General features: G+C 70.3%; 25 protein-coding genes. 14 read left to right on the top strand and 11 right to left on the bottom strand.

Annotated features, from left to right (window positions below; translation table 11 throughout):
• Positions 1-82: 82 nt before the first annotated feature.
• The 4 genes from PGH47_RS26445 to PGH47_RS26430 all read right to left on the bottom strand — a co-directional run bounded on the left by PGH47_RS26445 (position 83) and on the right by PGH47_RS26430 (position 4,029).
• Complete coding sequence (locus PGH47_RS26445; protein WP_271665482.1) at positions 83-1,165, bottom strand: hypothetical protein; 1,083 nt, start codon at positions 1,163-1,165, stop codon at positions 83-85.
• A complete protein-coding gene (locus PGH47_RS26440) occupies positions 1,165-1,827 on the bottom strand; it encodes an RNA polymerase sigma factor (RefSeq protein ID WP_030961517.1) in 663 nt (220 codons plus the stop codon). Before PGH47_RS26440 ends, PGH47_RS26445 begins: the two co-directional genes overlap by 1 nt.
• Positions 1,828-2,289: 462 nt before the next feature.
• On the bottom strand, positions 2,290-3,144 hold the full coding sequence (locus PGH47_RS26435; RefSeq protein WP_271665481.1) for a hypothetical protein: 855 nt from the start codon (positions 3,142-3,144) through the stop codon (positions 2,290-2,292).
• A gap of 267 nt (positions 3,145-3,411) precedes the next feature.
• A complete protein-coding gene (locus PGH47_RS26430) occupies positions 3,412-4,029 on the bottom strand; it encodes an RNA polymerase sigma factor (RefSeq protein ID WP_271665480.1) in 618 nt (205 codons plus the stop codon).
• Between the two features lie 265 nt (positions 4,030-4,294).
• On the opposite strand from PGH47_RS26430, the gene PGH47_RS26425 reads away from it, so the two are divergent.
• Positions 4,295-5,185, top strand: a complete 891-nt coding sequence (locus PGH47_RS26425) for a septum formation family protein (RefSeq protein WP_271665479.1) — start codon at positions 4,295-4,297, stop codon at positions 5,183-5,185.
• A gap of 279 nt (positions 5,186-5,464) precedes the next feature.
• Entirely contained in the window at positions 5,465-8,068 is a 2,604-nt protein-coding gene (locus PGH47_RS26420) for an N-acetylmuramoyl-L-alanine amidase (protein ID WP_271665478.1), read from the top strand.
• A gap of 79 nt (positions 8,069-8,147) precedes the next feature.
• Here PGH47_RS26420 and PGH47_RS26415 read toward each other — a convergent pair whose 3' ends face one another.
• Positions 8,148-8,531: a hypothetical protein gene (locus PGH47_RS26415; protein ID WP_271665477.1), complete on the bottom strand. Its 384-nt coding sequence runs from the start codon at positions 8,529-8,531 to the stop codon at positions 8,148-8,150.
• A gap of 131 nt (positions 8,532-8,662) precedes the next feature.
• Here PGH47_RS26415 and PGH47_RS26410 point away from each other — a divergent pair, with 131 nt between their 5' ends.
• Positions 8,663-9,193: a DUF1877 family protein gene (locus tag PGH47_RS26410; RefSeq protein ID WP_333938105.1), complete on the top strand. Its 531-nt coding sequence runs from the start codon at positions 8,663-8,665 to the stop codon at positions 9,191-9,193.
• A 22-nt stretch (positions 9,194-9,215) separates the two neighbouring features.
• Here the strand turns inward: PGH47_RS26410 and PGH47_RS26405 are convergent, their stop codons facing one another.
• The 3 genes from PGH47_RS26405 to PGH47_RS26395 form a co-directional block, all read right to left on the bottom strand.
• Positions 9,216-9,827: a hypothetical protein gene (locus tag PGH47_RS26405; protein WP_271668156.1), complete on the bottom strand. Its 612-nt coding sequence runs from the start codon at positions 9,825-9,827 to the stop codon at positions 9,216-9,218.
• A gap of 116 nt (positions 9,828-9,943) precedes the next feature.
• On the bottom strand, positions 9,944-10,447 hold the full coding sequence (locus PGH47_RS26400; RefSeq protein ID WP_125526456.1) for a hypothetical protein: 504 nt from the start codon (positions 10,445-10,447) through the stop codon (positions 9,944-9,946).
• Positions 10,448-10,534: 87 nt separating this feature from the next.
• The gene (locus PGH47_RS26395; protein ID WP_376053323.1) at positions 10,535-12,199 is read right to left on the bottom strand and encodes a beta-N-acetylhexosaminidase; all 1,665 of its coding nucleotides are present in this window, start codon (positions 12,197-12,199) and stop codon (positions 10,535-10,537) included.
• 155 nt (positions 12,200-12,354) lie between these two features.
• Between PGH47_RS26395 and PGH47_RS26390 the strand changes: the two genes are divergently transcribed.
• The 6 genes from PGH47_RS26390 (at position 12,355) to PGH47_RS26365 (ending at position 17,270) form a co-directional block, all read left to right on the top strand.
• Positions 12,355-12,894 (top strand): 2-oxo-4-hydroxy-4-carboxy-5-ureidoimidazoline decarboxylase, encoded by a 540-nt coding sequence (locus PGH47_RS26390; RefSeq protein ID WP_271665476.1) that lies wholly within the window; start codon positions 12,355-12,357, stop codon positions 12,892-12,894.
• Positions 12,895-13,144: 250 nt separating this feature from the next.
• Positions 13,145-13,525 (top strand): succinate dehydrogenase, cytochrome b556 subunit, encoded by a 381-nt coding sequence (sdhC, locus tag PGH47_RS26385; RefSeq protein ID WP_078504082.1) that lies wholly within the window; start codon positions 13,145-13,147, stop codon positions 13,523-13,525.
• Positions 13,526-13,530: 5 nt separating this feature from the next.
• The gene (locus PGH47_RS26380; protein WP_030951275.1) at positions 13,531-14,013 is read left to right on the top strand and encodes a succinate dehydrogenase hydrophobic membrane anchor subunit; all 483 of its coding nucleotides are present in this window, start codon (positions 13,531-13,533) and stop codon (positions 14,011-14,013) included.
• A 22-nt stretch (positions 14,014-14,035) separates the two neighbouring features.
• Positions 14,036-15,790 (top strand): succinate dehydrogenase flavoprotein subunit, encoded by a 1,755-nt coding sequence (gene sdhA / locus PGH47_RS26375; protein WP_030951273.1) that lies wholly within the window; start codon positions 14,036-14,038, stop codon positions 15,788-15,790.
• The gene (locus PGH47_RS26370) at positions 15,790-16,551 is read left to right on the top strand and encodes a succinate dehydrogenase iron-sulfur subunit (RefSeq protein WP_030951271.1); all 762 of its coding nucleotides are present in this window, start codon (positions 15,790-15,792) and stop codon (positions 16,549-16,551) included. The genes sdhA and PGH47_RS26370 overlap by 1 nt, the downstream gene beginning before the upstream one ends.
• Before the next feature lie 155 nt (positions 16,552-16,706).
• The gene (locus PGH47_RS26365) at positions 16,707-17,270 is read left to right on the top strand and encodes a hypothetical protein (protein WP_271665475.1); all 564 of its coding nucleotides are present in this window, start codon (positions 16,707-16,709) and stop codon (positions 17,268-17,270) included.
• A 377-nt stretch (positions 17,271-17,647) separates the two neighbouring features.
• Here the strand turns inward: PGH47_RS26365 and PGH47_RS26360 are convergent, their stop codons facing one another.
• From PGH47_RS26360 to PGH47_RS26350, 3 genes are all read right to left on the bottom strand, one after another.
• Positions 17,648-18,556 carry a hypothetical protein gene (locus tag PGH47_RS26360; RefSeq protein WP_271665474.1) on the bottom strand — a complete coding sequence of 303 codons (909 nt, stop codon included), beginning with the start codon at positions 18,554-18,556 and terminating at the stop codon, positions 17,648-17,650.
• A 79-nt stretch (positions 18,557-18,635) separates the two neighbouring features.
• Positions 18,636-21,125 (bottom strand): DUF4132 domain-containing protein, encoded by a 2,490-nt coding sequence (locus tag PGH47_RS26355; RefSeq protein WP_271665473.1) that lies wholly within the window; start codon positions 21,123-21,125, stop codon positions 18,636-18,638.
• On the bottom strand, positions 21,125-21,517 hold the full coding sequence (locus PGH47_RS26350) for a hypothetical protein (RefSeq protein ID WP_271665472.1): 393 nt from the start codon (positions 21,515-21,517) through the stop codon (positions 21,125-21,127). The genes PGH47_RS26355 and PGH47_RS26350 overlap by 1 nt, the downstream gene beginning before the upstream one ends.
• A gap of 68 nt (positions 21,518-21,585) precedes the next feature.
• Here PGH47_RS26350 and PGH47_RS26345 point away from each other — a divergent pair, with 68 nt between their 5' ends.
• From PGH47_RS26345 to PGH47_RS26325, 5 genes are all read left to right on the top strand, one after another.
• Positions 21,586-21,996, top strand: coding sequence for a VOC family protein (locus tag PGH47_RS26345; RefSeq protein ID WP_271665471.1), 411 nt, complete (start codon positions 21,586-21,588; stop codon positions 21,994-21,996).
• 118 nt (positions 21,997-22,114) lie between these two features.
• A complete protein-coding gene (locus PGH47_RS26340) occupies positions 22,115-22,522 on the top strand; it encodes a hypothetical protein (protein ID WP_125526451.1) in 408 nt (135 codons plus the stop codon).
• A 12-nt stretch (positions 22,523-22,534) separates the two neighbouring features.
• On the top strand, positions 22,535-23,086 hold the full coding sequence (locus PGH47_RS26335) for a thiol-disulfide oxidoreductase DCC family protein (protein ID WP_271665470.1): 552 nt from the start codon (positions 22,535-22,537) through the stop codon (positions 23,084-23,086).
• Positions 23,087-23,272: 186 nt separating this feature from the next.
• On the top strand, positions 23,273-24,298 hold the full coding sequence (locus PGH47_RS26330) for a trypsin-like serine peptidase (protein ID WP_443048534.1): 1,026 nt from the start codon (positions 23,273-23,275) through the stop codon (positions 24,296-24,298).
• 37 nt (positions 24,299-24,335) lie between these two features.
• On the top strand, positions 24,336-25,130 hold the full coding sequence (locus tag PGH47_RS26325) for a TetR/AcrR family transcriptional regulator (protein ID WP_271665469.1): 795 nt from the start codon (positions 24,336-24,338) through the stop codon (positions 25,128-25,130).
• The last annotated feature ends 17 nt before the right edge of the window (positions 25,131-25,147 follow it).

The raw sequence follows: 25,147 nt of genomic DNA, 5'->3' as shown, positions 1-25,147 counted from the left end.
CGGCTCACTCAGTTCAGCGCCGTGGCGGCCGAAAACGTCACTCCTGCGCCGAAGAATTTTCCAGGAATCACAAAACAGCAGTTCAGAGGCTTGCGGCAGAAAGGGTCGCGGCGTACGCCCTGGTCACGGTCGAGGCGGCCCGTGAAGCGCCGTCCGTCAGGCGGTCGTCGCGGTGGCCGAGGGAGCGGTCCTCGTCGTCACCCCGGTCCCTGCCGTGACCGTTGCCTTTGCCGTTGCCGCCCTTCCCGTGGCCCTTGCCTCTGTCCTTGTCCTTGTCCTGGTCGTCGTCGCCCTTGCCGTGGCCCTTGTCGTTGCCCTCGTCCTCGTCGCCGTCGCGCTGGGAGCGGGTGCTCTCGCCGGCGCCGGCGAGGACGCCCTTGCAGTACTTCCAGACACGGGCGGAACTGCCCGCCGCGCCCTCCAGGGTGCGGCGGCGGTCCACGGGCAGCGGCCTGCCGTCGCGCAGGTCGCGGCAGTAGGACGTGACGGCCTTCCACCAGCGGCCGGCCTTCGCTCCGTCCTTCCCGTCCTTCGATGCGGAGTCGTGGTCCCCTGCGGCCGGGCCGCCGGGTTCGACCGTGTCCTCGGGAGAGCCGGAGGCGGAGGGCGGCTCGGAGCCGCCGTCGGGCGTGGGCTCCTCCTCGTCGCCGGTCCGCGGGGAGGGCGAGATGAGCGGGTTCTCCGTGGGTACGGGCGCGGAGACCGTGGCGGCCGGGCGGGCCGGTTCGTTCCGGTCGAACGGCGTCGGCAGGACTCCGGTTCCGGCCGCGACCCCGATTCCGCCGACCATGCCGACGGCGAGCGCGGCGGCGAGACCGAGCCGCACGGGACGCGCCCAGCGGGGGCGGCGGACGGCGCGGACAGGGCTGCCGAGCCGGACGAGCCCGACGTCAGCGGCCTCGGGCGCGGGCCTTGCGGGGCCGTCGCCGACGGTGGCGGAGGTGCCGTCGCGGCCCTCGCGCGCGGCGCGGAACGCGGCCAACGCGGCGGCCTCTCCGGGGAGTTCGGCGCTGGCCAGCGGGGGTTCGGCGGTCAGGGCCTCAAGCGTCTTGGCGAGGCGTTCGGCCTGGTCGCGATCGGCCGCGTCGACAGCTTCGAGTGACTCTCCGCGCAGCAATCGCTCCGCAGTTTCGCGGTCCAGCCACCTGTACTGCTCGTCGGCCATCACACATCCTTCTGCGTCCGCGAGCGCATATGCGTCACACTCGCGGACGTCACCGCACGGCCGCGCGGTTCTCGCTGGGGAGGCAGGGCGTCGAGCACCCCGGCTGATTCCGGATCGTCGCCGAGCAGCTCCGCGAGCCGCTTCAGGCCACGGTGCGCGGCGGTCCGTACGGCACCCGGGCGCTTGCCGAGCGTCTCGGCGGCCGTCTTGGCGTCGAGTCCCACGACCACGCGCAGGACGACCGCCTCGGCCTGGTCCTGCGGCAGCCGTGAGATGAGGGAGAGGGTGCCGTCGGTGGCCAGGGCCTCCATGGCCTCGCCCGCGGTGTCGGACTCGGCGGCCTTCCCGGTCAGTTCCGTCTCGTCGCCGCCTATGGCGGGTCGGCGGCCGCGCATGCGTATGTGGTCGAGCGCGCGGTTGCGGGCTATCCGGGCCGCCCAGCCGCGGAAGCGGTCCGCGTCCCCGCTGAACCGCTCCAGATCACGCGCTATCTGCAGCCACGCCTCCGAGGCGACGTCCTCGGCGTCCGGGTCGCCGACCAGCGTGCGGACGTATCCGAGCAGCCGCGGGTGCACCGAGCGGTACACAGTCCGGAACGCGGTCTCGTCCCCGTCCTGTGCCGCAAGCACCGCGGCGGTCAGCTCCGCGTCGTCCCCCAGCACTGGCTGCACCTCTTCGCGCCTAAACCGATGCCGCTCTCGCGGACCGGGTCCCCGCCGTCGTGGTTTCTCGATTGTGGTCGCGGCATCAAGGGCCGCTGGTCGTTGCGGTGGTCTGTTCTCGTCCGCCGTCGGCGCGAAAGGCACGTTACGGCCTGAAACCGCTGCCCGTCCATGTCCGTACAACATGCAACTACCCGGGAATCCGTGTTCTGCCGGTCCGGGTGTGACAGAAAACGCAGTCATGGCGCTGTAGAAAGTACGGGCCGCCGCGCGGCCCGTGCCGCGCGACGGCCGGGGCCTCTCCTGTGGGGGGTGGCGGCCCCGGCCGTTGCCTCGGTACGTGTCAGGGGTCGCCGGATCGGCCCATGCGGCCGTCGGCATTCACATCGCACCGGAGCCCGGCCGCAGCCAGGAGCCCGGAATCCAGAGCTCAGAGCCCCGGGCGGGCAGTGGATCGCGAAGTCAGTCCTTCTTCTCGGCGCTCTTGCCGGAGTTGCCGTTCCCGCTCTCGCCGCGGCTCTGTCCGTTGCCGGTGGCGGGGCCCGTGTCGGCCTTGCCGGCCGGCTCGGTCGCCTTCTCGGCCGGCTCGGTGGACTTCTCCGGCCCGGTGGACTTCCCGTTCGGCCCGTTCTTCGCCGCCGCCAGTTGCTGGGCGCAGTAGGCGGCCACCTTGTCCGCGCCGCCCGCCGCGGTGACGAGCCGCTGCCAGGCCGTGGAGTCCAGGGCCTTGCCGTTGTCCTTCACGTGGTCGTAGGCGCGGCACTTGGCCTCGGTGTCCCGGGCGGTGACCGGGCGGTCGGGCTTCGCGGAGCCGGCGCCGGACGCCGCGGACGACTGGGCACCCGGCCGGTCGGAGGCACTGCTGGACCGAGTGGGGGCGCCCTTGTCGTCGGCGGCGTCGTCCGAGAACCCGGCCGTGCCCATCGCGGCGAACGCCGCCCCGCCGAGGGTGAGGCTCGCCACGAACACGGAGAGCGTGGTCTTCACCGAGAACGCCGGCCACCGCTGCTCGCGCGGCCGCCAGTCGTCGCGGCGCCGGGTGCGGGCCCGGTGCACGCCCGCGTCCCGGGCCGCCCGGAAAGCGGCAACCGCCCGCTGCTCGCCGTCGGCGTCCAGGCGGTGCCCGCGCAGCACCGCGGCGGACAGGAGCGCTTCGAGGGCCGCGTCGTCGAACGCCACGTCCGTGGCGGAGGCGGGTCCTGAGCCAAGACGGGGGTCGTGGCCGGGGCCATGACCCGAGCCGTGCCCGGAAGCGATGGCACCAGGGTGCGCACGCCGACGGCCGGGAGCCCCACCGCCGTTCTGCTGTTCACCCATGTCCGTGTTCCGTCCCTGTCCGACTCAACTCGATCGGCCCGCGAGAGTGCGCGTCGCACACGTCCCGTCCGGCCCATATGGCTCTTCGGCCCATGCGGTCGCGATGACCCATGTGGCCTACGTAATCAATGTGACAGCTGTGACTTACGAGTCCGTAGAGCCTGTACGTACGTCAGGCCCCGTACGACTCACGCGCCCGTTCGTCGACCGGTCAGCGACGGTTGTCAGACAGGACAGTGACCCTGCCGCCGTCGTCGCCCTCACTGTTCATTTCGATTCCCCCAGCGTTCGGGGGCCGTCATCCGTCACACCTTGGACGCCCAGCTGCTTGGCCAGACGCTTCAATCCCCGGTACGCGGCCGTGCGGACCGCACCAGGGCGCTTGCCCAGAACGCGTGCCGCGGACGGTGCGTCGAGGCCGACGACCACCCGCAGCAGCACCGCCTCGGCCTGGTCCCGCGGCAGCCCGCCGACCAGCTCCAGTGCGGCTTCCGTGGACATCGACTCCAGCGCCTGGTCGTGCGTGCTGTGCGGACCGGGCAGCTCCAGTACGTCCTGCTCCAGAGCCGACGACCGGGGTCGTACCTTCTGCCGGCGCAGATGGTCCAGCGCCCGGTGCCGGGCGATGGTCGCGGTCCAGCCCCGGAACCCGGCCCCGTCGCCCTTGAACCGCCCGAGGTCCCGGGCGATCTCCAGCCAGGCGTCGGACGCCACGTCCTCCGCGTCGTCCCCGACCAGCCCGCGCAGATACCCGAGCAGAGCGGGCTGCACGAATCGGTACGCGACCGCGAACGCGGCCTCGTCGCCTTCCTGGGCCCGTGCGACGGCCGCGCCCAATTCCCCGTCGTGCGCGCGCCCGCGGCGGGGTTCCCCTCCCTGGCCCAAGAACTGTCCTCGTCCGTACCGGTTCGTGGCGGATCCACACCTCGCGGCGCGGCCACCCTTGCCCACGTCCCTCCACGCACAACAGCGCCTGATCTCACAGAAGTGTCACAGGGGCCGTCAGGGAGCGGCCGGTCTACAACCCTTGCGGGCCGTCGCGAGTCAGAGACGCCGTGATGAGGGGAGGGCCTTCGCACAGCTGTGCCACAGGAATGGCATACGATGCGGCGCACCCCCCATAAAGATCACTTAAGAGGATGTACACGTCATGGCAATCGCTGCCCCTTATCGTTCTCTTCGCGGCATATCTGCCGTGGTTGCCTTGCTCGCGATCGGTGCGGTGGGGTGCTCGGACGTCTCGGACGCCGTGGACAGCGCCACGGACGGCGCCAAGAAGGTGGCCCGCCAGCGCTCGGTCTACTCGCTGGACGTCGGGGACTGCTACAACCCGAACAGCAAGGGCGAGGGCACCGCCTACACCGTCGAGATCGTGCCGTGCGCCGAGGCCCACGAGGGCCAGGTCGCCGGTGAGTTCTCGATCACCGAGGAGAAGGCGTACCCCGGCGACGAGGCGATCTCGGCGATCGCCGACAAGCGGTGCCCGGTCGAGGCGGGCAAGTTCGCCCCGGACACCTGGGCGCTCCCCAAGGGCGTCGCGATCTTCTACTACACCCCGACCAAGGAGAGCTGGGCGACGGGCGACCGCGCCGTCAGCTGCACCTACACCAAGGAGTCGGGCACCTACACGGGCGAGCTGAACCCCGACGCCAAGTCACTGAAGCCGGAGCAGACGACGTACCTGACGGGTTCGAACGGCGTCTACGACGCGCTGTGGGCGACCCAGCCCGAGAAGGACACCGTCGAGGACGACCTGCCCGGTTACAAGGCGCAGGCCAAGGCCGTCGCCGAGGCCCTGGACACGCACCTCAAGGGCCTGAAGGGCATCGACGGCGCCGAGGTCGGCAAGCTGCGCGACCGGCTGACGAAGACGGCCGCCTCCTGGCGGAAGGCCGCGAACGCGGGCGACGCCGACGCGTTCTACATCGCCTACGACTCGGCCTTCACCGGCATCGACCCGGGCAAGACGGTCGCCGCCCGCAAGGAGCTGGGTCTGGCCACCACCGTCCCGGCCGACGACGCCGAGGTCTGGGCGGGCTGACACGCCTGACGCAGCGGAGCCGGGTCCGTCAAGGGTCCGGCCCCGCTTGCCTGTTGGCGATGAATGACGCCCCCGGTACGGAACTCGTCCGCGAGTGACAGATCTTGCCCCCTGTGCGCTGGCTGTATGTGCCATCTGTGTGACAGGTGATGCAGCCGTGACCATTTACTAGGGGTGGGACAGTTGAGTCCTCGCAGGACCCATGCGTACAAACCGCTCAGTCTCAAGAGACGTGCGTGGCTGACGGTGGGAGCCGTCGCGCTGAGCGGTGCCGGCATCGTGACGTACGCCATCGCGGACCCGTCCGCGCCGGCCGACGCCAAGCCGAAGAACCGCGCACCGGCCGTCCACACGCTCAAGCTCAAGGACCGCGGCTCGGGCCGCAAGGGTCTTGCCGAGCAGGACACCGACCGCTTCAGCGCGGTCGTGCTGACCTGGACCGACCCCGGGGCGAGGGCCAAGGGCACGCCCGAGGTGCGCACCCGGGACATCGAGACCGGCAAGTGGTCCGGCTGGCAGAGGATCACCGCCGAGCCGGGCCAGGCGGACGGCGAGGAGGGCGCGCGGGCGGCCCTGCGCGGCGGCACCGAGTCGGTGTGGACCGGCGACTCCGACGGCGTCGAGGTACGGCTCGTCAGCGCGGACGGCACCGAGGCGGCGGGCCAGCCCGCCGGGATGGACGTCAAGCTGCTCGACCCGGGCACCGACCCCGAGGGCGGGATCCGGCCGGCCGCCTTCGCGGCGGAGGAGACCACCGCGCCGGCGACGGACACCCCCGTCCCGACGGACCCGGCCACCCCCACCGGGACGGCCGCACCGACCGAGTCGGCCACGTCCACGGACTCCCCGACGCCCACGGAGGAGCCGACCTCCACCGGGACGCCCACCGACTCCGCGTCCCCGACGGCCTCCCCCTCCCCCACGGTCCCGGCGCCCCGGCCCTCGACGGTCGTCAAGCCGCCGGTCATCACCCAGGCCGAGTGGGGCGCGTCCACGGACTACGACGGCACCCCGGAGTACGGCACCGAGATCAAGGCCGCCGTCGTCCACCACACCGGCGTCAACAGCGACAACACCCTGTCCTGCGGCCAGTCCAGGGCCCGGATGCGCACGATCCAGCAGGAGCACTTCGCCCGCGGCTACTTCGACATCGGCTACAACTTCGTCGTCGACAGGTGCGGCCAGATCTTCGAGGGCCGCAGCGGCGGCATGGACCTGCCGGTGCGGGGCGCGCACGACGTCGGGTTCAACACCGACACGGTCGGCATCTCCTACATCGGCAACTTCGAGTCGGCCAGGCCCAGCCGCGCCGGGCTGGACGCCATCGCGCGGATCGTGGCCTGGAAGTTCGGCATGTACGGCATCGACCCGACCGGCAAGGTCACCCTGACGTCCGGCATGGACCAGGGCGTCGACGGCAACAAGATCCCGATGGGCCAGTCGGTCACCCTGCCCCGCGTCTTCGGCCACCGGGACACCAATTCCACGGCCTGCCCCGGCGCGAACCTCTACCCCAAGCTCACCCGGATCGCCCAGACCGCGAAGACGCCGGGCATCTCGCACGCCCTCGCCACCTCGGACTTCAACCGTGACGGCATCGACGACCTGGTCGCCGGCACACCCCGCGCGCTGAGCAACGGCGGCACCCTCACCGTCGTCCCTGGCGGCCTCGACGGCCCGGTCGCCACCACCAGGCTGACCCTCACCCAGAACAGCACCGGCGTCCCCGGCTCCCACGAGTCCGGCGACAACTTCGGCGCCGCGACCGCGTGGGGCGACGTCAACGGCGACGGCTACGCCGACCTCGCGATCGGCGCGCCCGGCGAGGACGACACCAGCGGCCACGCCGACCGGGGCCAGGTCGTCGTCATGTACGGCCCGGCGCTGAACACCGGCTTCTCGTACACCACGTCCGGCAGTGTCACCGCGACCGGCGCCAAGCTCGGCTCGACGGTCACCGTCGGCGACTTCAACGGCGACGGCAAGGCGGACGTGTTCGCGGCCGGCACCGGCAGGGGCGGCAACTGGAACGCGCGGCTGACCGGCGGCGCGACCGCCTCGGGCACGCTCACCACGGCCACCGGCGCCGTCGCCTACCTGGACGCGGCGACCGGCGACTTCAACCGCGACGGCTACGCGGACGTCGCCCTCAACTACCGCGACACGGGCGGCATCGGCCGCGTGGTCCGCTTCGCGGGCTCGGCGACCGGTCTGACCAAGGCCGGCGTGATCTCCGTCAAGGGCGGCCGTGCCATCGCCGCGGGCGACGTGAACGACAACGGCTACGACGACATCGTCATCGGCCAGCCCGTCGCGTCGGAGTCCGGCGGCCTCTCGGGCGGCCAGATCACCATGGTCCCGGGCACGTCGACGGGCTTCACCACGACCGGCATGACGACGATCCACCAGGACACCGCGAACGTCGCGGGCGGCAACGAGTCCGGCGACCTGCTCGGCGCCTCCGTCTCGGTCGGCGACTACAACGCCGACGGATTCGCCGACGCCCTGGCCGGCGTCCCCGGCGAGGACTTCCCGCGCGGCGGCGTGAACCAGTCGAACGCCGGTGACGTGCTGCTGGCCAAGGGCACCGCGACCGGCCTGACCGGCACCGGCTCGATCCGCGTCTCGCAGGACACCACCGGCGTCCCCGGATCGGCGGAGACCGGCGACCTGTTCGGCTCGGCCGTCTCGCTGGCGGACCTGTCGGGCTACGGCCGCGCGGACCTGACGCTCGGCGCCGAGGGCGAGGACGGCACGGACGGCATCGTGATGTACCTCCCGAGCAACAGCACGGGCCTCGGCTACACCCAGGCGGTCATCCACAGCAAGACCGCCCTGGGCACCCCGACGGACGCCCACCTGGGCCAGACGCTGACGCCGTAACGGCGCCGGAAACAGCCGACCCGGCCGGGACCCCGCCCATCCACGGGGTCCCGGCCGGGTCGTGTCCGGGTGCGGACGCCTACGACAGCGTGGCGTCCCGGCACAGCAGCCGCAGCGACCCGTCGCCGGCGAAACACCGCCGCGCCTCCTCGATGGGGTCCCACATCCGCCCGTCGGCCGTACGGATCCAGTGGTCGCCGCCACTCGCCCACCACTCGGCGCCGGCCTGACGGGCGATCACCTCACCGGCGTACGAGCCGAATCCGCGCAGCGTGTTCTCCACGGCGCCGTACGGCGTGCCCTCGCGGCGCAGGCTCTCGATCATCCGGTCGACCCGCCACAGACTCTGCTCCGAGTAGTCGAGCCGCAGCCGTGCTCCCTCACGCATGGTCGCCACCGCGTCCGCCGCCCACCGCACCGGCTTGGTCGCGGCTGCGGGCCTGGTCTCCGCTTGAGTCGTCACATCCTGGAGAGCGTGTGCGACCTGCGATTCGTCACCCGGATCCGCGAAGTTCCCCGGACCGGCGCAGGACCGCCCCACCGCGCCCCGAAGACAGTCACAGGACTCCCCCAGGGAACCAGGTTTGGACGGGAGTGACGCTTCGCCGCTCCCGTGCGCTCCAGTCACTGATGAGCATGTACTTCCATCTGCGCGCGGTACCGCCCCCGGCACTGCGCAACAGCGCCCCCTGGTTCCAGCGTCTGTTCGAGGACGACTGGGACACCGTGCGGGAGCGGATCGGCCGCCATCGCGAGGAAGTGCTCGACAAGCTGTACGGCGACGTCGAACTCCTCTACTGCGGCCTCCCCCCGAACCACGCGCCGGACGGCCCCCGCACCGACGTGGTGCTCGGCGGCCGACCGGTCTTCCACAACGACCCGGCCATGCCGCCGTTCCTGCTCCTCACCGCGTCACAGGTGGGGAGGGTCGCCGGATACCTCAGGAACACCGACTTCGACGGCCTGTGGCGCGACGCGAGGCCGCAGCTCCTGCGGCCGTACGACGTGCCGGAGACGGAACCCGCGGTACGCGGCATGTTCGCGGCGACGCACCGCGACCTGACCGCCTTCTACGAGCGGACCGCCCAGTGCGGGGACGCCGTGGTGAAGTGGCTGGTGGCCTGAGGGCACCAGGCCGGCCATCGGGTCAGCCGCGTGTCCGGGCCCGCCGGGACACCACGGCCCGCAGCACCCGCCGCCCCTCGGTCGACACCTCGAGCGCCCGGCGCAGACCGCCCGCGCCGTGCCCGGCGAGGAGTTCCAGGACGCTGACCTGGCGGCGCAGTTCGGCGGCGACGAGCGGCGACATGCCCTCCGGCCGGCCCGCCCCGGACGCCCCGCTCGCCCGGACGGAGTCCAGCGCCTCGGTCGGTGCCGCGGCGGTGGCGGTGTCGTCCTCGGCGGGGTCGAGCAGCCGGTGTATCTGGAGGGAGGCGACGGAGCAGGCGTCGGCCCAGATCCGCGCCTCGGCGGCGGACCGTACGGCGGGGGCGGCGGCCAGCATCCGGCGGGCGAGCAGCGCGGCCTCGTCCTCGATGTCCGTGTCGTCGACGACCTCGGCGACGCCCAGCTTCCCGCGCACCTGCTCCAGCAGTTCGCCCCACTCGGCGGGGTCCCCGCCGCTCGCGAGGTTCGCCCAGAGCGGGCGCAGCGCCTCGTCGTCGCCGCCCAGCAACGGCACGCATCGATCCAAACAAGCCAACCCGCTGGCGGCCAGTCCGCGTTCGTCGGCCTGAGCGATCAGTTCCACCAGGCTCATCCACGCCTCCCATAGCGGGTCGGTCATCAGGGTCGGGGCCCCCGCACAGGCCCCAGGCAGGCACATCCCTAACGGAGCCCGCACCTCCCCTTACTGCGTGCGACGACCCGGGAGTGTCACAGCGGCACGACACCGAGCCGGTCCAGCAGCCGAAAGAACAGGTTTTCGGCCAAGGAATCCGCTTCGGCGGTGAGTACGTCGACCACCGACTCGGCGTTCACGTCGTGCCCGGCCTCGGCGGCCCAGGCGACGGCCCGCTCGGCGGCGTCACCGGGTTCCAGGAAGTAGTCCTCCAGCGTCAGCCCCTCGTCCGAGGCGCCGATGTACCCGGCCATGGCGGCCCGCGCGAGACAGGTGGTCCACGCCCCGCTCTCCGGCGCCGCGGCCTCCACGACCACCGACGCGCTGTCCATGACGTACCCGAAGAGCGCGGGCGCCCCGGTCTCGCGGGCGAGGTCGTTCATGTTGCCGACCTCGCCGTCCCCGCTCGGGTACTCCCACACCTGCCAGCCGTCCGGCGCCTCGGCGTGTAACGCCATCCCCTCGGCGCCGGCCAGCGCGTCCAGCTCCGCCAGCGGCCGCGCCCCGCGGCCCACGACGAAGTACCCCCAGTAGCCCATCCCGCTTCCCCCTGCTGATCGGTTCGGCTCGGGCCGAATACACCACAGTCGTACAGGGGTTCGCAGGCATATGGGTCAATCCACGGCTCAGTCCAGCCGGTCCGCGAGCGCCCTGAACTCGGCCCAGGTCAATTGGGGCTTACCCGGGTCCCACAGCTTCTGCACCGTCGCCCGCAGCGGCATCCGGATCCCGGCCGCCACCTGGGCCTGCGTCTGCGAGTTCGCCAGGTCGCACCACACCGCGAAGGAACCGCCGAGGATCTGGGGGTCGTACTTGGCGGGCACCGCCGTCGTCCCCCGCAGGACCCGCGGCGTCCACTGCTGGTAGATCCGCTCGCCGGTCGGGTAGACGAAGGTCTGCGGCTCACCGAGCACGTAGTACAGGAACTCGTCGTTGTAGTTGATGACCTTCCGCCCGGCGGCCAGGTACACGAGCGGCTCCCGGGCCCCGATCTCCTTGCCCGTCCAGTACGCCACCTGGATCTGCTTGTCCGGCTGGACGGAGGTGTCCCGGAAGAACCCGTCGTTCCATGCCCGCGGTGTGCGGCCATGGGCGCGGACGGTGTCGGAGCGGCCGTTGAGCCATCCGGTGGTGAGGTCTGCGACGGTGGCGCCGGAGCCGTAGGCCTTCCGGGCGGCGCTCGCGAGCTGCGGATAGGACGCCTGGGGGTCGGAGACGACCAGCGCCTGGTACTCGTCGCCGCCGAGGTGCCACTGGTTGCCGGGGAAGAGACCGGCGTACTCGTTCAGCAGGTCGTCGACGATCTTCGCGGACTCGGGCTTGGAGATGTCGATGGCGCCCCGGGTCGCGACCCCGTTGACATTGCGCAGCTGGAGGTCGGGGTGCGCGGCGATGACGGCTCCCAGGTGCCCCGGCGAGTCGATCTCGGGCACGATCTGGATGTGCCGGCTCTGCGCCAGCTTGACGATCTTCTGGACCTGCGCCTTGGTCAGATGCTGCTGGGACACGATCTCCGGGTGCGACTTGGACTCGATGCGGAAGCCCTGGTCGTCGGAGAAGTGCAGCCCCAGCTGGTTGTACTTCAGGTCGCCGAGCTCGCGCACCCGGTCCTCGATCCAGCCCGCGGTGAAGTACTTGCGGGCGATGTCGAGCATGAACCCGCGCACCGGCTTGGCGGGCGTGTCGCGCACGACGCCCTCCGGCGCCGTACCGCCGTCGTGCACCTCCTGCTTGAGCGTCCGGGTCCCGTAGAAGACCCCGGCCTCGCCGGGTCCGCTGATCGCGACGCGCCCGCCGCGCACGGTCATCGTGTACGACTCCGGGTTCGCCCCCTCGTCGTCGCCGAGCGCCAGTCGTACGTCCCCGGCGCGCACGTCGCTCTTCTGCCCGGCGTACGTCAGCCCCAGCTCACCGGCGATGAGCCGCCCCTCGTCGGCGAGTTCCTTGTCGCTCACGACGACCCGCTTGTTCTCGGCGGGACGCCAGCCCGGCCCGCGGGCCGCGGTGTGGGAGCGCACGGCCGGGATCGTCTGTGGCGCTTTCGAGAGCGGATACGACCGGGTGGGCGACGGCGTCGGAGCGGCGCCGACACCGGAGTCGGCGCCCTCGGAGGTCCCCGGCGCGGACCGCCCCTGTTCGGATCCGGCCGACCCTCCGTCGCCGCTCGATGCCAGGAGACCGAGGCTCACCCCGGCCGCGACCGTCACGACGACCACCGCGACGATCAGGACCCACGTCTGCTTCAGCGCCTTCTTCGGCCGTGCCCGGCGCCTGTGCTTGTGCTGACTCACGGCGCCAACCTAGGGCCTGTGAAGATCAACATCCGTCCACCACACGTTCCGAAACTCTCCCGTTCGGCTGAAATTCGGGCATCCGTCGGACACCTCATGCCCACACTCGGTAACGTGGCGCCACTCCTCCCCCAAGTTCCCCTGCCGAAACCCACGTGACGCCCACACACCTTCCCGGCCGAGTGGCCATACCCCCGCTGCCCGAGCAGACCCGCACTCCACCGTCGCAGAACGCGCTGGAGAGCTTCAACGCCACACCCGCCGACGAGATCCGGCAGACCCTTCTGACCTGCCTGCACAGCGCTCGCTGGGCCGACCGCATCGCGGACCACCGCCCCTACCCCGACGCCGAGTCCCTGCTGGCCGCGTCCGACGAGGCGGCGTACGACCTGACGCCGGCGGATCTGGCACAGGCACTGGCGTGGGAAACGTTGCCCGCACTGCCGGAGGGCGCCTACTCGGCGGCACACACCGCACTGAGTGCCGCATACGCCGCGTACGAGGCCAAATTCGGGCATGCCTTCATTATCTGCCTGGACGGCCTGTCGCACACGGAGGGCCTGGACCATGTCCTGGCAGGCATCCGGTCACGTTTGGCAAACGATCCGGAGGAAGAGCGGGTGGTCGCGGCGGAGGAACTTCGGCGCCTGGCAAGAAGCCGTCTGATCGCCCGCCTGAGGGGCGCGGGGCTGTAGTCGATCTGCGGCTACCGCCGCGTGGTCGCGACCAGCCACCACTGCGCCACACCGGGATCGACCCGGACATCCCACCCCATTAGCCGCCAATACCCCATCCGCGTGCCACTTTGATCACATACACCGGCCCGGCGTAAGCGCCGCAGGCAACCGTCGCTACGATGCTGGGGGCCGGTGGACCGTACCCGGCCGGGCCCGACCGACAGCACAAGCCGGCGCGGCCCCAATCCCCGCTCCCGGAGGAACTTCCGTGCCGGCTGGAACGCTGTACCGCGGCCGGGAAGGAATGTGGTCCTGGGTGGCTCACCGAGTCACCGGCGTCCTCATTTTCTTCTTCCTGTTCGTTCACGTGCTGGACACCGCTCTCGTGCGTGTCTCCCCCGAGGACTACGACAAGGTCGTAGCCACGTACAAGACGCCGATCGTCGCGCTGCTGGAGTACGGCCTCGTCGCCGCCATCCTGTTCCACGCGCTCAACGGCCTGCGTGTCATCGCTGTCGACTTCTGGTCGAAGGGCCCGCGCTACCAGAAGCAGATGCTCTGGTCCGTCGTCGGCCTGTGGCTGGTGCTCATGCTCGGGGCGATCTACCCCGTTCTGGGCCACGCCGCTCGTGAACTGTTCGGGAGCTGACGCGCATGTCCACCACTGAGAAGACCGCCACCGGTATCGGCCCGGTCGAGGGCGAGTCCCTCTACAACGTCGACAACCCGGCCCCGTTCATCGAGGCCCCGCGCAAGCGCACGAAGAAGACCCCGAAGTCCACCCGGGGCAACTTCGAGATGGCCGCGTGGCTGTTCATGCGCCTGTCCGGCGTCGTGCTCGTAGTCCTGGTCATCGGCCACCTGCTGATCCAGCTCGTGCTGGACGGCGGCGTCTCCAAGATCGGCTTCGCCTTCGTGGCCGGCCGCTGGGCGTCCCCGTTCTGGCAGGTCTGGGACCTGCTGATGCTGTGGCTCGCCATGCTGCACGGCGCCAACGGCCTGCGCACGGTCATCAACGACTACGCGGAGCGCGCGAACACCCGGCTGTGGCTGAAGGGCCTGCTCTACACCGCCACGGTGTTCACCATCCTGCTGGGCACGCTGGTGATCTTCACCTTCGACCCGAACATCCGCTAGGCACGGGGCTGAGGCAACCACCATGAAGATCCACAAGTACGACACCGTCATCGTCGGCGCCGGTGGCGCGGGCATGCGCGCGGCCATCGAGTCCACGAAGCGCAGCCGCACCGCCGTGCTGACCAAGCTGTACCCCACCCGCTCCCACACGGGCGCCGCGCAGGGCGGCATGGCCGCCGCGCTCGCCAACGTGGAGGAGGACAACTGGGAGTGGCACACCTTCGACACGGTCAAGGGCGGTGACTACCTGGTCGACCAGGACGCCGCCGAGATCCTGGCGAAGGAGGCCATCGACTCCGTCCTCGACCTGGAGAAGATGGGCCTGCCGTTCAACCGCACCCCGAACGGCACCATCGACCAGCGCCGCTTCGGCGGTCACAGCCGTAATCACGGCGAGGCCCCGGTGCGCCGGTCCTGCTACGCGGCGGACCGCACCGGCCACATGATCCTCCAGACGCTGTACCAGAACTGCGTGAAGGAGGGCGTGGAGTTCTTCAACGAGTTCTACGTCCTGGACCAGCTGATCACCGAGGTCGACGGCGTCAAGAAGTCGGCCGGTGTCGTGGCGTACGAGCTGGCCACCGGCGAGATCCACGTCTTCCAGGCGAAGGCGGTCATCTACGCCTCCGGCGGCACCGGCAAGTTCTTCAAGGTGACGTCGAACGCGCACACGCTGACCGGTGACGGCCAGGCCGCCGTGTACCGCCGGGGTCTGCCGCTGGAGGACATGGAGTTCTTCCAGTTCCACCCGACCGGCATCTGGCGCATGGGCATCCTGCTGACGGAGGGCGCCCGCGGTGAGGGCGGCATCCTCCGCAACAAGGACGGCGAGCGCTTCATGGAGAAGTATGCGCCGGTCATGAAGGACCTCGCGTCCCGCGACGTCGTCTCGCGCTCCATCTACACGGAGATCCGTGAGGGCCGCGGCTGCGGCCCCGAGGGCGACCACGTCTACCTCGACCTCACCCACCTCCCGCCGGAGCAGCTGGACGCGAAGCTGCCCGACATCACGGAGTTCGCGCGGACGTACCTCGGCATCGAGCCGTACACGGACCCGATCCCGATCCAGCCCACCGCGCACTACGCCATGGGCGGCATCCCGACGAACGTCGAGGGTGAGGTCCTCTCGGACAACACCACGGTGGTCCCGGGACTGTACGCGGCCGGCGAGGTCGCCTGCGTGTCCGTGCACGGCGCCAACCGGCTCGGCACGAACTCCCTGCTGGACATCAACGTGTTCGGCCGCCGTGCGGGTATCGCCGCCGCCGAGTACAGCCAGAAGGCCGACTTCGTCGAGCTGCCGGAGAACCCGGCGGAGCTCGTGGTCGACCAGGTGGAGCGGCTGCGCTCGTCCACCGGCACCGAGCGGGTGGCCGCCATCCGCAAGGAGCTCCAGGAGACCATGGACGCCAACGTCATGGTGTTCCGTACGGAGCAGACGATCAAGACGGCGGTCGAGAAGATCGCGGAGCTGCGCGAGCGCTACAAGAACGTCGCGATCCAGGACAAGGGCAAGCGGTTCAACACGGACCTGCTGGAGGCCGTCGAGCTGGGCAACCTGCTCGACCTGGCCGAGGTCATGGCCGTGTCCGCCCTGGCCCGCAAGGAGTCCCGCGGCGGTCACTACCGCGAGGACTACCCGAACCGCGACGACGTCAACTTCATGCGCCACACCATGGCGTACCGCGAGGTGGGCGACGACGGCACGGAGTCCATTCGTCTCGACTACAAGCCGGTCGTCCAGACCCGCTACCAGCCGATGGAGCGTAAGTACTGATGGCAACCCCCGTCATGGACAAGGTCGAGGCAGAGTCCGCGGCCTCCCCGTACATCACGGTCACCTTCCGGGTCCGCCGCTTCAACCCGGAGGTCTCCGCCGAGGCCGTGTGGGAAGACTTCGAGCTGGAGATCGACCCCAAGGAGCGCGTCCTCGACGGCCTCCACAAGATCAAGTGGGACGTCGACGGCACGCTGACCTTCCGCCGCTCCTGCGCGCACGGCATCTGCGGCTCGGACGCGATGAGGATCAACGGCAAGAACCGTCTTGCCTGCAAGACCCTCATCAAGGACATCAACCCCGAGAAGCCGATCACGGTCGAGCCCATCAAGGGCCTGACGGTCCTGAAGGACCTCGTCGTGGACATGGAGCCGTTCTTCCAGGCCTACCGCGACGTGATGCCCTTCCTGATCACGAAGGACACCAACGAGCCGACGCGCGAGCGTCTCCAGACGGCCGAGGACCGTGAGCGCTTCGACGACACGACGAAGTGCATCCTCTGCGCCGCCTGCACCTCCTCGTGCCCGGTCTTCTGGAACGACGGCCAGTACTTCGGTCCGGCCGCCATCGTCAACGCGCACCGCTTCATCTTCGACTCGCGTGACGAGGCCGGGGAGCAGCGCCTGGAGATCCTCAACGACAAGGACGGCGTCTGGCGCTGCCGCACGACCTTCAACTGCACGGACGCCTGCCCGCGCGGCATCGAGGTCACGAAGGCAATCGCCGAGGTCAAGAAGGCCCTGATCACTCGGCGGTTCTGACCTCCCGCCCACGCCCCAGGGCCCTGTTTCCGTCACTTCGGAAACGGGGCCCTCTGGTGTTTTTGGCCTGATCTCGGTGCTACTGAAGGAACCGTTCCGCGGTCACACTCCGATCGGGGAACGGCCCGTGAGCACGGGAGCCGGGGGGAGTGGCCATGGCCGAAGGTACGCCGGAGCCGGGACAAATCGCTGACGTTCCTCCGGCACTAGGGCATGGCGCGGCACTCAAAGAAGCCCATTTCGTGGCTGCGCCCCTGCTCACTGCGGCCGCGCTCTCACTGGCCGGCGTGGTCGCCGGAGCCGCAGACGAGTTCCTGTGGCCGGGGCCCACGCTCGTCCTGTTGGTCATCACTGCGATGACGTTGATCTTCAGCATGCAGCTCAGCTACAACGCGCGGTACTACTTCTACACCTACGCCGATCTTTCCGAGTGGTTCAAGGGAATCGGCGACGGCTCCGCTCCAGAGTCCTACATACGGTCACAGCACAGGCTCGCCACCTATATGTGGCGGACGCGCAATGACAGGGCGGTGCGCTTCTACAACTACGGCACCTTGATGCTCGGGCTGGGAGTCGCCGCATCCCTGGCACCGCCCGACTGCGGCACACAGATCGTATGGCGCTGGACGGCCTCGGCCATCGTGCTGATCGGCTCGATCACAGACGCCATCTGGGTTCTCACTATGAAGCCACCTTCTGGGGCCCACGACATCCCCTGATGTGGCTGAACTGGAGGAAGCATGCTGCACGACGCGGTACTTCCCGGCGCGCGCATACTGGGCGAGCCGTGCCCGGCCTGCGGTGCGGAACTCGGTTACAGAGCCACGGGTGCTCCCCTGCACTCCCTCAGGTCCGTCGTCCGGCTCCCCGACGCGCATCAGGAGGCAGTCGAGGGCAGAGACGCGGTCCTCAGGGAACAGTTGCGGTCGGCGCTGAATTCGGTGGTGCATCGACACGTCTGGCAGAACGGGCAGCAGGTCGCCTGCCCTTACCGCCATCTGTCTCCATGGCTACTCGCACAGTGCCGTGAGCCCAAGGATGTGGAGGTATGGGTCGAAGCGGTGAAGAACTGGCTTCCCGCGGAAGGTACGCAAACCTAGGGGCTACCCGTGTCATGGCCTTGGTTTCGGGTGCGACCGTGATCGTAGGGCAGGTCCGTTCGCCCGCCCATGAGCTGATCCGAGACCCGGAGGAACATCTCTTCCTCTGCTTTGCGATCGGCCGGAAGGCTGTAGTGCAGGGCCTCCAACAAGTCGAAGCGGTGCAGGTCGTAGGCCACATGCATTAGCCCCGCATATGACTGTGCTGCCGTCACGGCGCCTTTGTACGCGGTCGCCGCAAAGGCGAGCCCCAGACCGCACAGCCACCAGGACGACGGTTCGTCGTACAGCGCCAGAGCGGCGGTCCCCGTCAACACCAGACAGGACCAACAGAGGTTCACAGCCGTGTCGAGCGCGTCCCGGCAAGATCGCAGCAGGACGAGGGCGCGTTCCGAGACCTGAAGATACAGCCGTGGCCAAGAGGCCAGCGTCGCCAGTCCGTAGCGCTCCCCTGCCGAGATCTCGCCCGCCCGCAACGCGTTGCCGAGCGCGGTGGGCATCAGGACGTCCTCCGGTGGCCGCGCGGCCAGGCGACGTTGGACGTCAGCCTGCACCCGCCGGGCGCCACCCCCTCGTACGCCTGTATCGGCTCGCCTGCTCAGAGCTCGCCAGCGTTTGCGCTGGACCTCGATCATCAAGCTCGCGAGCCTCGACGTGAGAGGCCAGCGATCCCAGTAGCCCTCCAATACACGCACGGCACGTACTTGAAACGGCTGAAGCAGAAGGCCGAGAAGCACAGAGCACGAGGAGATCAAGACGAGTGCGCCGAAGGCGGCGGCCGGGCTCTCCGGTGGCACTGTGCGCCAATCGCTTCTGCCTTGAAAGCTCCCCGCCCGCACCAGCGCCAGCACCCCGGCGACGAACAGCGCGCACGGCGCGAAGTGCACCGACAGCACCCGTCGCACGAAGCCCGCCCTCCCCATACGCCTCCTGAGCGCTGTTCAGTATGGAGGGCAGGCAACCGTGGACCGCAGAGAGGTACCGCTACAGCTGGCTCAGGATCGTCGGGTCCGTGATCTTTGTGTCGGCCGCCAGCATCATCGCCTTGCTCAGGATCACCGCCAGCAGCCGATCGCCCTCGTAGGGGAGGTAGCCGGGTGGTGGGGTGGGTGGGGTTGATCTGGGGACTATGCAGAGGTATTGGTCGTTCGGGGTTCTGAGGATGTTGCCCGAGCCGAGGTGGATCTTGTACGTGTGGCGGTCGCCCTTCACGTGCAGGAAGCGGCCCTCGATCGTGCAGCGGTCGGCGATGGCCAGTCTCGGGACCAGGCGTTCCAGCAGGGCCCGGCGGGTCTCGGCGCTCGCGCCCAGCTCGCCGAAGCCGTACGACGTCCAGTACTCGCGGAAGCGGCCCTCGGGGCCACCGTCCTGCCAGGTCGGATCGTTGCCCACGCTCGCCACGCCGACAAACAGGTCGACGTCGCGCAGGACTTCGGAGAGGACCAGCGGCGGGACGTCGGAGAGGGGCAATGGGTCGACCGGGTCCGTGCCGTCGCGCAGCCACATGCGGTACTCCCCGCCGCCGCAGTGCGCCGAGTTCTGCGGGGCGTCGACCGGGTAGAAGCGGACCTGGTCGCTGCGCAGTCGCAGGTAGCTGCCGGCGTCGGTGATGTCCTCGTAGTTCTCGCCGCCGTCACCCTCGATCCAGTACTCGGCGCGCAGCCCCCACTGCGGCAGCTCCCGGACGGCCGGCGGCGCCTCGTCGTCGACGGCCAGGCGCAGCTTGTTGTGCCAGCCCCGGATCGCCGCCAGCGAGTGGAACTGGTGCTGGCGAAGGAAGTGCGCGGCGAAGCGGTTGGAGTACGTCCCCGTCGCGCGCTCGGCGTCGGTCAGCAGGTACACCTCGCGGTGGGCCTGCTTGAAGGGCTGGGTGATGCCGTGCCGCTCCAGCCAGTCCCGCCAGGCGACGATCTCGGCGGGCTCGTGGCCCACCGGGTGCCAGAGTTCGACGCGGCCGCCCTCGGTCACCGGCACGTCGGCCAGGGTCCGCAGCTCGCCGTCGGCGTACCCGACGGTCCTGCCGTCGACCGTCCACAGGAGGCGGCGGGCGAGCGTGCCGACCAGCGGGTGGTCGAGGTAGCGCTCGCGCCAGGCGGCGTACGGCCAGGTACGGCGCGAGAGGAACTGGCGGTCCAGGCGCTCGCTCTGTGCCGAGAGCATCCTGTCGATGTCCTTGACCGCGGCCTTGAGCTCCTTGAGTTCGTCGGCATGGTCGCGGCGAACGGCGGCGGGCACGCTCCTTGCGGCCTTGCCGCTCGCGTTGTGCCAGCTCAGCACCGCCTTGGCGCCGCGGACTTCGAGCAGTGCCGTGACCTCACCGAGCCGGTGCTCCGCGCGGCCCACCTCCGTCAGGCCGTACCCCGGCACGGCCAGTTCCTCGATCTCCTCGCGGCTCAGGCCCAGCGCCTCCGCGCGGGCGTCCAGCGCCGTGCCGAGGACCTTGAGCGTGCCCTTGAAGGTGACACGGGCCGCCAGGCGGGCGAGTTCGGCGAGGGCCGGCTCGTCGTCGATGCGGCCCAGCGCGATGACGGCGGCGTTGGCGACCTTGGGGTTCACCGGTCCGAGGCCCGCGACCTTGCGCAGGGCGGTCCCGACGAGGGCGCCCAGCGTGCGGGCGGTCTCGGGGTGTGCGGGCAGGAGGGAGAGCAGCCAGGCCAGGCCCCGCAGGGCGTCGGCGTTGTACGGGTCGAAGGTGGCGTTGGGGCTCGGGCCGTAGCGCGGTTCGAGCAGGAGAGCGGTGCGCGGCCTGCCCGCGAGCCGGAGCCACGACAGCAGTCGCTCCCGCACCTCGTCGGCGTCGAGTGCCGCGAGCAGGGCCCGGCCGGTGCGGTCCCATTTCGCGGACGGGCGGGCGCTGGTGGCCGTGGCCGCGTGGGCGAGCAGCCGCAGCCAGTCGTCGCCGAGTTCGGCGGCCTCGGCGAGGGCCGTGTCGGACCATGCCTCGCCCGGATTCACCGGTGGGCCGTCGAGCCGTGCGACCAGGTCCCCCAGGCGCTTTCTGCCGTTCCACACGGTCAGACAGGAGCGGCGGATCACGGCGACGAACCCGTCGGGCAGTGCCCGTCCGTCGGCGAACTCCTGATCGGCGAGCCGGACCAGCCCGCTCGGGTCGTGATGCACGTCCTGGTCGGCGATCAGGCCGATCAGCGCGGCGCGGGTGGCGGGCGGCTGCCCCTCGGTGGCGGCCCGCAGCATCCGGAAGCCGTTGAGCAGGTCCACGATGTGGCGGCGTCCGACCGCGCCGGGCTCCAGCTCGTGGTAGCGGGCGGCCAGCCCGTGCAGGAGCCGCGCCTGGAAGGCGGTGTCCGCGGCATCGACCGCTTGTGCGACGTCGTGACCCTCCCGGCGCCACCTGCCGTCGGTCAGCTCGAAGAGTCCGAGCAGTTCGGGGACGAGCCGCTCGGCGTCCTCGGCCTCGATCAGGGCGAGGGCCGCGCCGACCCGCTGTGTGTGTTCCGGCGTCGAAGCGACCATCAGCCACCCACCAGCGCCACGAGCTTGAGGAACGTGATCTCGGTGCCGGGTCCGAGTTCGATCTCCTCGTCGAGGTCGGTGATCTGACGGTCCCCCACGAGGACGAGGAAGCCGTTGCCCGCGAAGGCCTTCAGCGCCAGCTCGGTCTGCGCCTCCGGTTCCATGCGGCGGGCCGTACGCATCGCGTAGCCGTTCAGCACGCGCTCGGCGTCGCGCGGCTGCACCAGGCCCTGGAAGACCTCCGGCGTACGCGCGTTGTACTCGGCGACCTCCTGGAACACCCGGCGCCGGATCAGCTCACCCGCGCTGAGCCGCTCCTCGGCGATCTCCAGTCCCCAGCCGTCGCCACGGCTCCCGCTTGTCGTCTCGTCGACGAACGTCACCATTCCCATGCCGCCGACAGTACGAGCCGGCACTGACAATCACCGGTTCCGGCCGATCATCGCCTTACCCTGACGGTATGTCAGATGACGAGTCGTACGAACTGCTCGGGTTCGACAACGTGCTGCTGCCGGTCGGCGACCTCGGCGAGGCCGTCGGGTTCTACGAGCGGGCCGGGTTCACGGTCGGGTTCCGGCTCGACGAGGCCGGCATCGCGCAGCTGAAGGTCGGCGGCGAGACACCGGGTCTGCTACTGCGTCAGGAGGAGGCGCTGGGGCACCGTCCACCGCCGTGGCCGTCTCCCCGCGTATGGCTGGAGGTGCCGGACGCACGGGCGGCTGCGCGGACGCTGCGCGACGCCGGTGTCGAACCGGTCGACGCGCCCTTCTCCACGGCGACCGGCTGGACCGTCGAGATCGCCGACCCCTGGGGGAACGTCGTCGGGTTCACGGACTACTGCAAACGGCCGGAGCTCGGGCGCAGACCCTGACGACGCCCCCGGCGGGGACGTGACGGAGGCCTCACCCCTATTGAGTTGAACATGTTCAAAGACAGGGCCTACAGTCATCCCTGTCAGCGTTTTGAACGCGTTCAAGAAGGGGGAGGCCATGGACCGCACGGTCATCGCCTACATCATCTACCTGGTCGTCAGCATCGCCCTGACCATCTGGGTGGCCCGCACTCTCAGCCGCAACGGGCGGATCTTCCTCGCCGACGTGCTGCGCGGGAACGAGAAGCTCGCCGACGCCGTGAACCACCTGCTGGTGGTCGGCTTCTATCTCGTCAACCTCGGTTTCGTCGCGCTGTATCTGAGCGACGACGACACCGTCCTCGACACGCGCGGCATCTTCGAGGCCCTGTCGACCAAGCTCGGCGTGGTGCTTCTGGTGCTCGGCGTGATGCACCTGGGCAACGTCTACGTGCTCAACAAGATCCGGCGGCGCGGGGTGCTGGAGCGCGAGCAGGTGCCCCCGGTCGCACCGCAGGACTGGGTCGCCCCGTCGGCCGGGGCCTGAGCGGGGCCCGGCATGACGGCCGACACGACGGGCGGCAGGACGGCGGGGGTCGCGGTCCGCGGCCTCACCGTCCTCTACGACGCCCAGTGCTCGCTGTGCACCTTCGTGCGCGACTGGCTGGTACGGCAGCCGCAGTTGGTGCCGCTGGAGATGGTGCCGGCCGGGTCCGACGAGGCCCGGCGGCGCTTCCCCGGCCTCGACCACGCGGCGACGCTCGAAGAGATCACCGTCGTCGGCGACGCCGGGCAGGTCTACCGCGGCGGCGCCGCCTGGATCGTCACGCTGTGGGCGCTGCGCGAGCACAGGGGACTCGCGCATCGCCTCAGCACACCGTCCGGGGCACGGCTCGCCAAGGGGGCCGTACTGGCCGCCGCGAAGTGGCGCGGATCGACGTGGGGCGGCACGAAACAGGGCGGCGGCACGTGGGGTGGCGCCAGGCAGGCCGGCGGCACGTGGGGCGGTCGGGCCTACGGACGCGGGGACGGCTGGTCGTACGACCCCAGTTGGGGATGGACGTACAACCCGCCGGGGTGCGCCGACGGGAGCTGCGCCACATCGCAGTAAGGGCGGCGAGCAGGGCGGACCCGGCCTGAAGGGCGCTCCCCCGAACTCCTTTTCTGGCATGCACCCTTCCAAAACCACGCTCGGGTTGGCACGCTGCCCCCGCATCTCCACTCCGCACTCGCACCGACTGTCGGTTGCCGGGCGGCCATCTGGTCGCCCGGTCCCCCCATCGCAGAAGGAGTACGCGTGAGAGGCATACCCCGCGTCATCCGCATACCCCGCCCCGCCCTCGGCGCCCTGGTCGGCGTCACCGCGCTGCTCACAGCGGGCGCCCTCGCCACACCGGCGGGCGCCGCGCCGAGGCCCGACACCCCCACCGCCGTCAGCCAGGTCTCCGCCGGAGCGCAGCAGCAGGCCCGCGACTTCTGGACACCGGAGCGGATGCGGGCGGCGACACCCCTCGACCTGGTGGGCGTCGACGGCCACGTCGACGGCGGCGTGGCGCCCCGCAAAGGCCCGGCGACCACGGTCGCGCCCACCTCCCCCGCCTCGGCGGTCGGCAAGGCCGTCACCGACATCGGCCTGATGGCCTTCCCCAACGCCGGCGGCCAGTGGTCCGGCGGCGGCGCGGTCGTCAACACCGCGGGCCGCGTGTTCTTCAGCTACCAGGGCCGTACGGCGTCCTGCTCCGGCAACGCCGTCACCAGCAACAACAAGAGCACCGTCATCACGGCCGGCCACTGCGTGAAGCTGGAGGGCGCCTGGCACACCAACTGGGTCTTCGTGCCCGGCTACCACGACGGGCAGTCCCCCTACGGCCGCTGGAGCGCCTCGAAGACCCTGTCCACACCCCAGTGGACGGCGAGCGAGGACATTAACTACGACGTCGGCGCCGCCGTCGTCGCCCCGCTGGACGGCAAGCTCCTCACGGACGTCGTCGGCGGGCAGGGGCTGGCCTTCAACACCGGCTACAACCTGCGCATGTACTCGTTCGGCTTCCCGGCCGCAGCCCCCTACGACGGCGAGAAGTTCATCTACTGCAGCGGCAACACCAACCGGGACTTCCTGCTGTCGAACGACCACGGCATGAACTGCAACATGACCGGCGGCGCCAGCGGCGGCCCCTGGTTCACACAGTTCAACGAGTCCACGGGCACCGGCCTGCTGTCCTCGGTGAACAGCTTCAAGTACAACTTCCTGCCGAACCGGATGTACGGCCCGTACTTCGGCGCCGACGCCCAGAACCTGTACCAGACGGCACAGGCCTCCTGACCACTGGCCGAAACACCACTCGTTAGGCTCTCGTTCCGTGCCCTCGAAGAACGACAGCCCTGAACAGGGCGACACGCCCAGCAAGTCCGAGCAGACCCGTGCCCTGATCCTGGAGACGGCCATGCGGCTGTTCCAGGAACGCGGCTACGACAAGACGACGATGCGGGCCATCGCCCAGGAGGCCGGAGTCTCCGTCGGCAACGCGTACTACTACTTCGAGGGCAAGGAACACCTGATCCAGGGCTTCTACGACCGGATCGCCGCCGAGCACCGGGCGGCGGTCCGGGAGGTCCTGGCCCGTGAGACGGAGCTGGAGGCGCGGCTCGCGGGCGTGCTGAAGGTGTGGCTGGACATCGCCACGCCGTACCACGAGTTCGCGGTGCAGTTCTTCAAGAACGCCGCCGACCCCGACAGCCCGCTCAGCCCCTTCTCCCCCGAGTCGGAGCACGCGCGCCTGGAGGCCATCGCCGTCCATCGGGAGGTGCTGGCCGGCGCCACGAAGACCAAGGTGCCCGACGAGCTCCGGGACATCCTGCCGGAGCTGATGTGGCTCTCCCAGATGGGGCTCGTCCTGTACTGGATCTTCGACCGGACCGAGGGCCGCGAGCGCAGCTACGGGCTCGCCGAGCGCGGCGCGAAGCTGACCGCGCGGGGCGTGTCGCTGGCCCGCTTCCGGGTGCTGCGCCCGCTGGTGCGCGAGGTGCACGAGTTGTTCACGGACTTCCTGCCGGGGATGACGAACGCCATCCCCGACCCGGCTCGGAGGAAGGCGGACAAGGCGGACCGGAAGGACACCAGCAAGGGGGCGCCCGCCGAGGGCGAGCGCCCCTGAAACCGCCTCCGGTGAGC

It is taken from the genome of Streptomyces sp. HUAS 31 (assembly GCF_028198125.1).
Lineage (GTDB): Bacteria > Actinomycetota > Actinomycetes > Streptomycetales > Streptomycetaceae > Streptomyces > Streptomyces chartreusis.
Note: the sequence above shows the minus strand (reverse complement) of the source record. Positions and strands in the feature narration are given on the sequence as shown.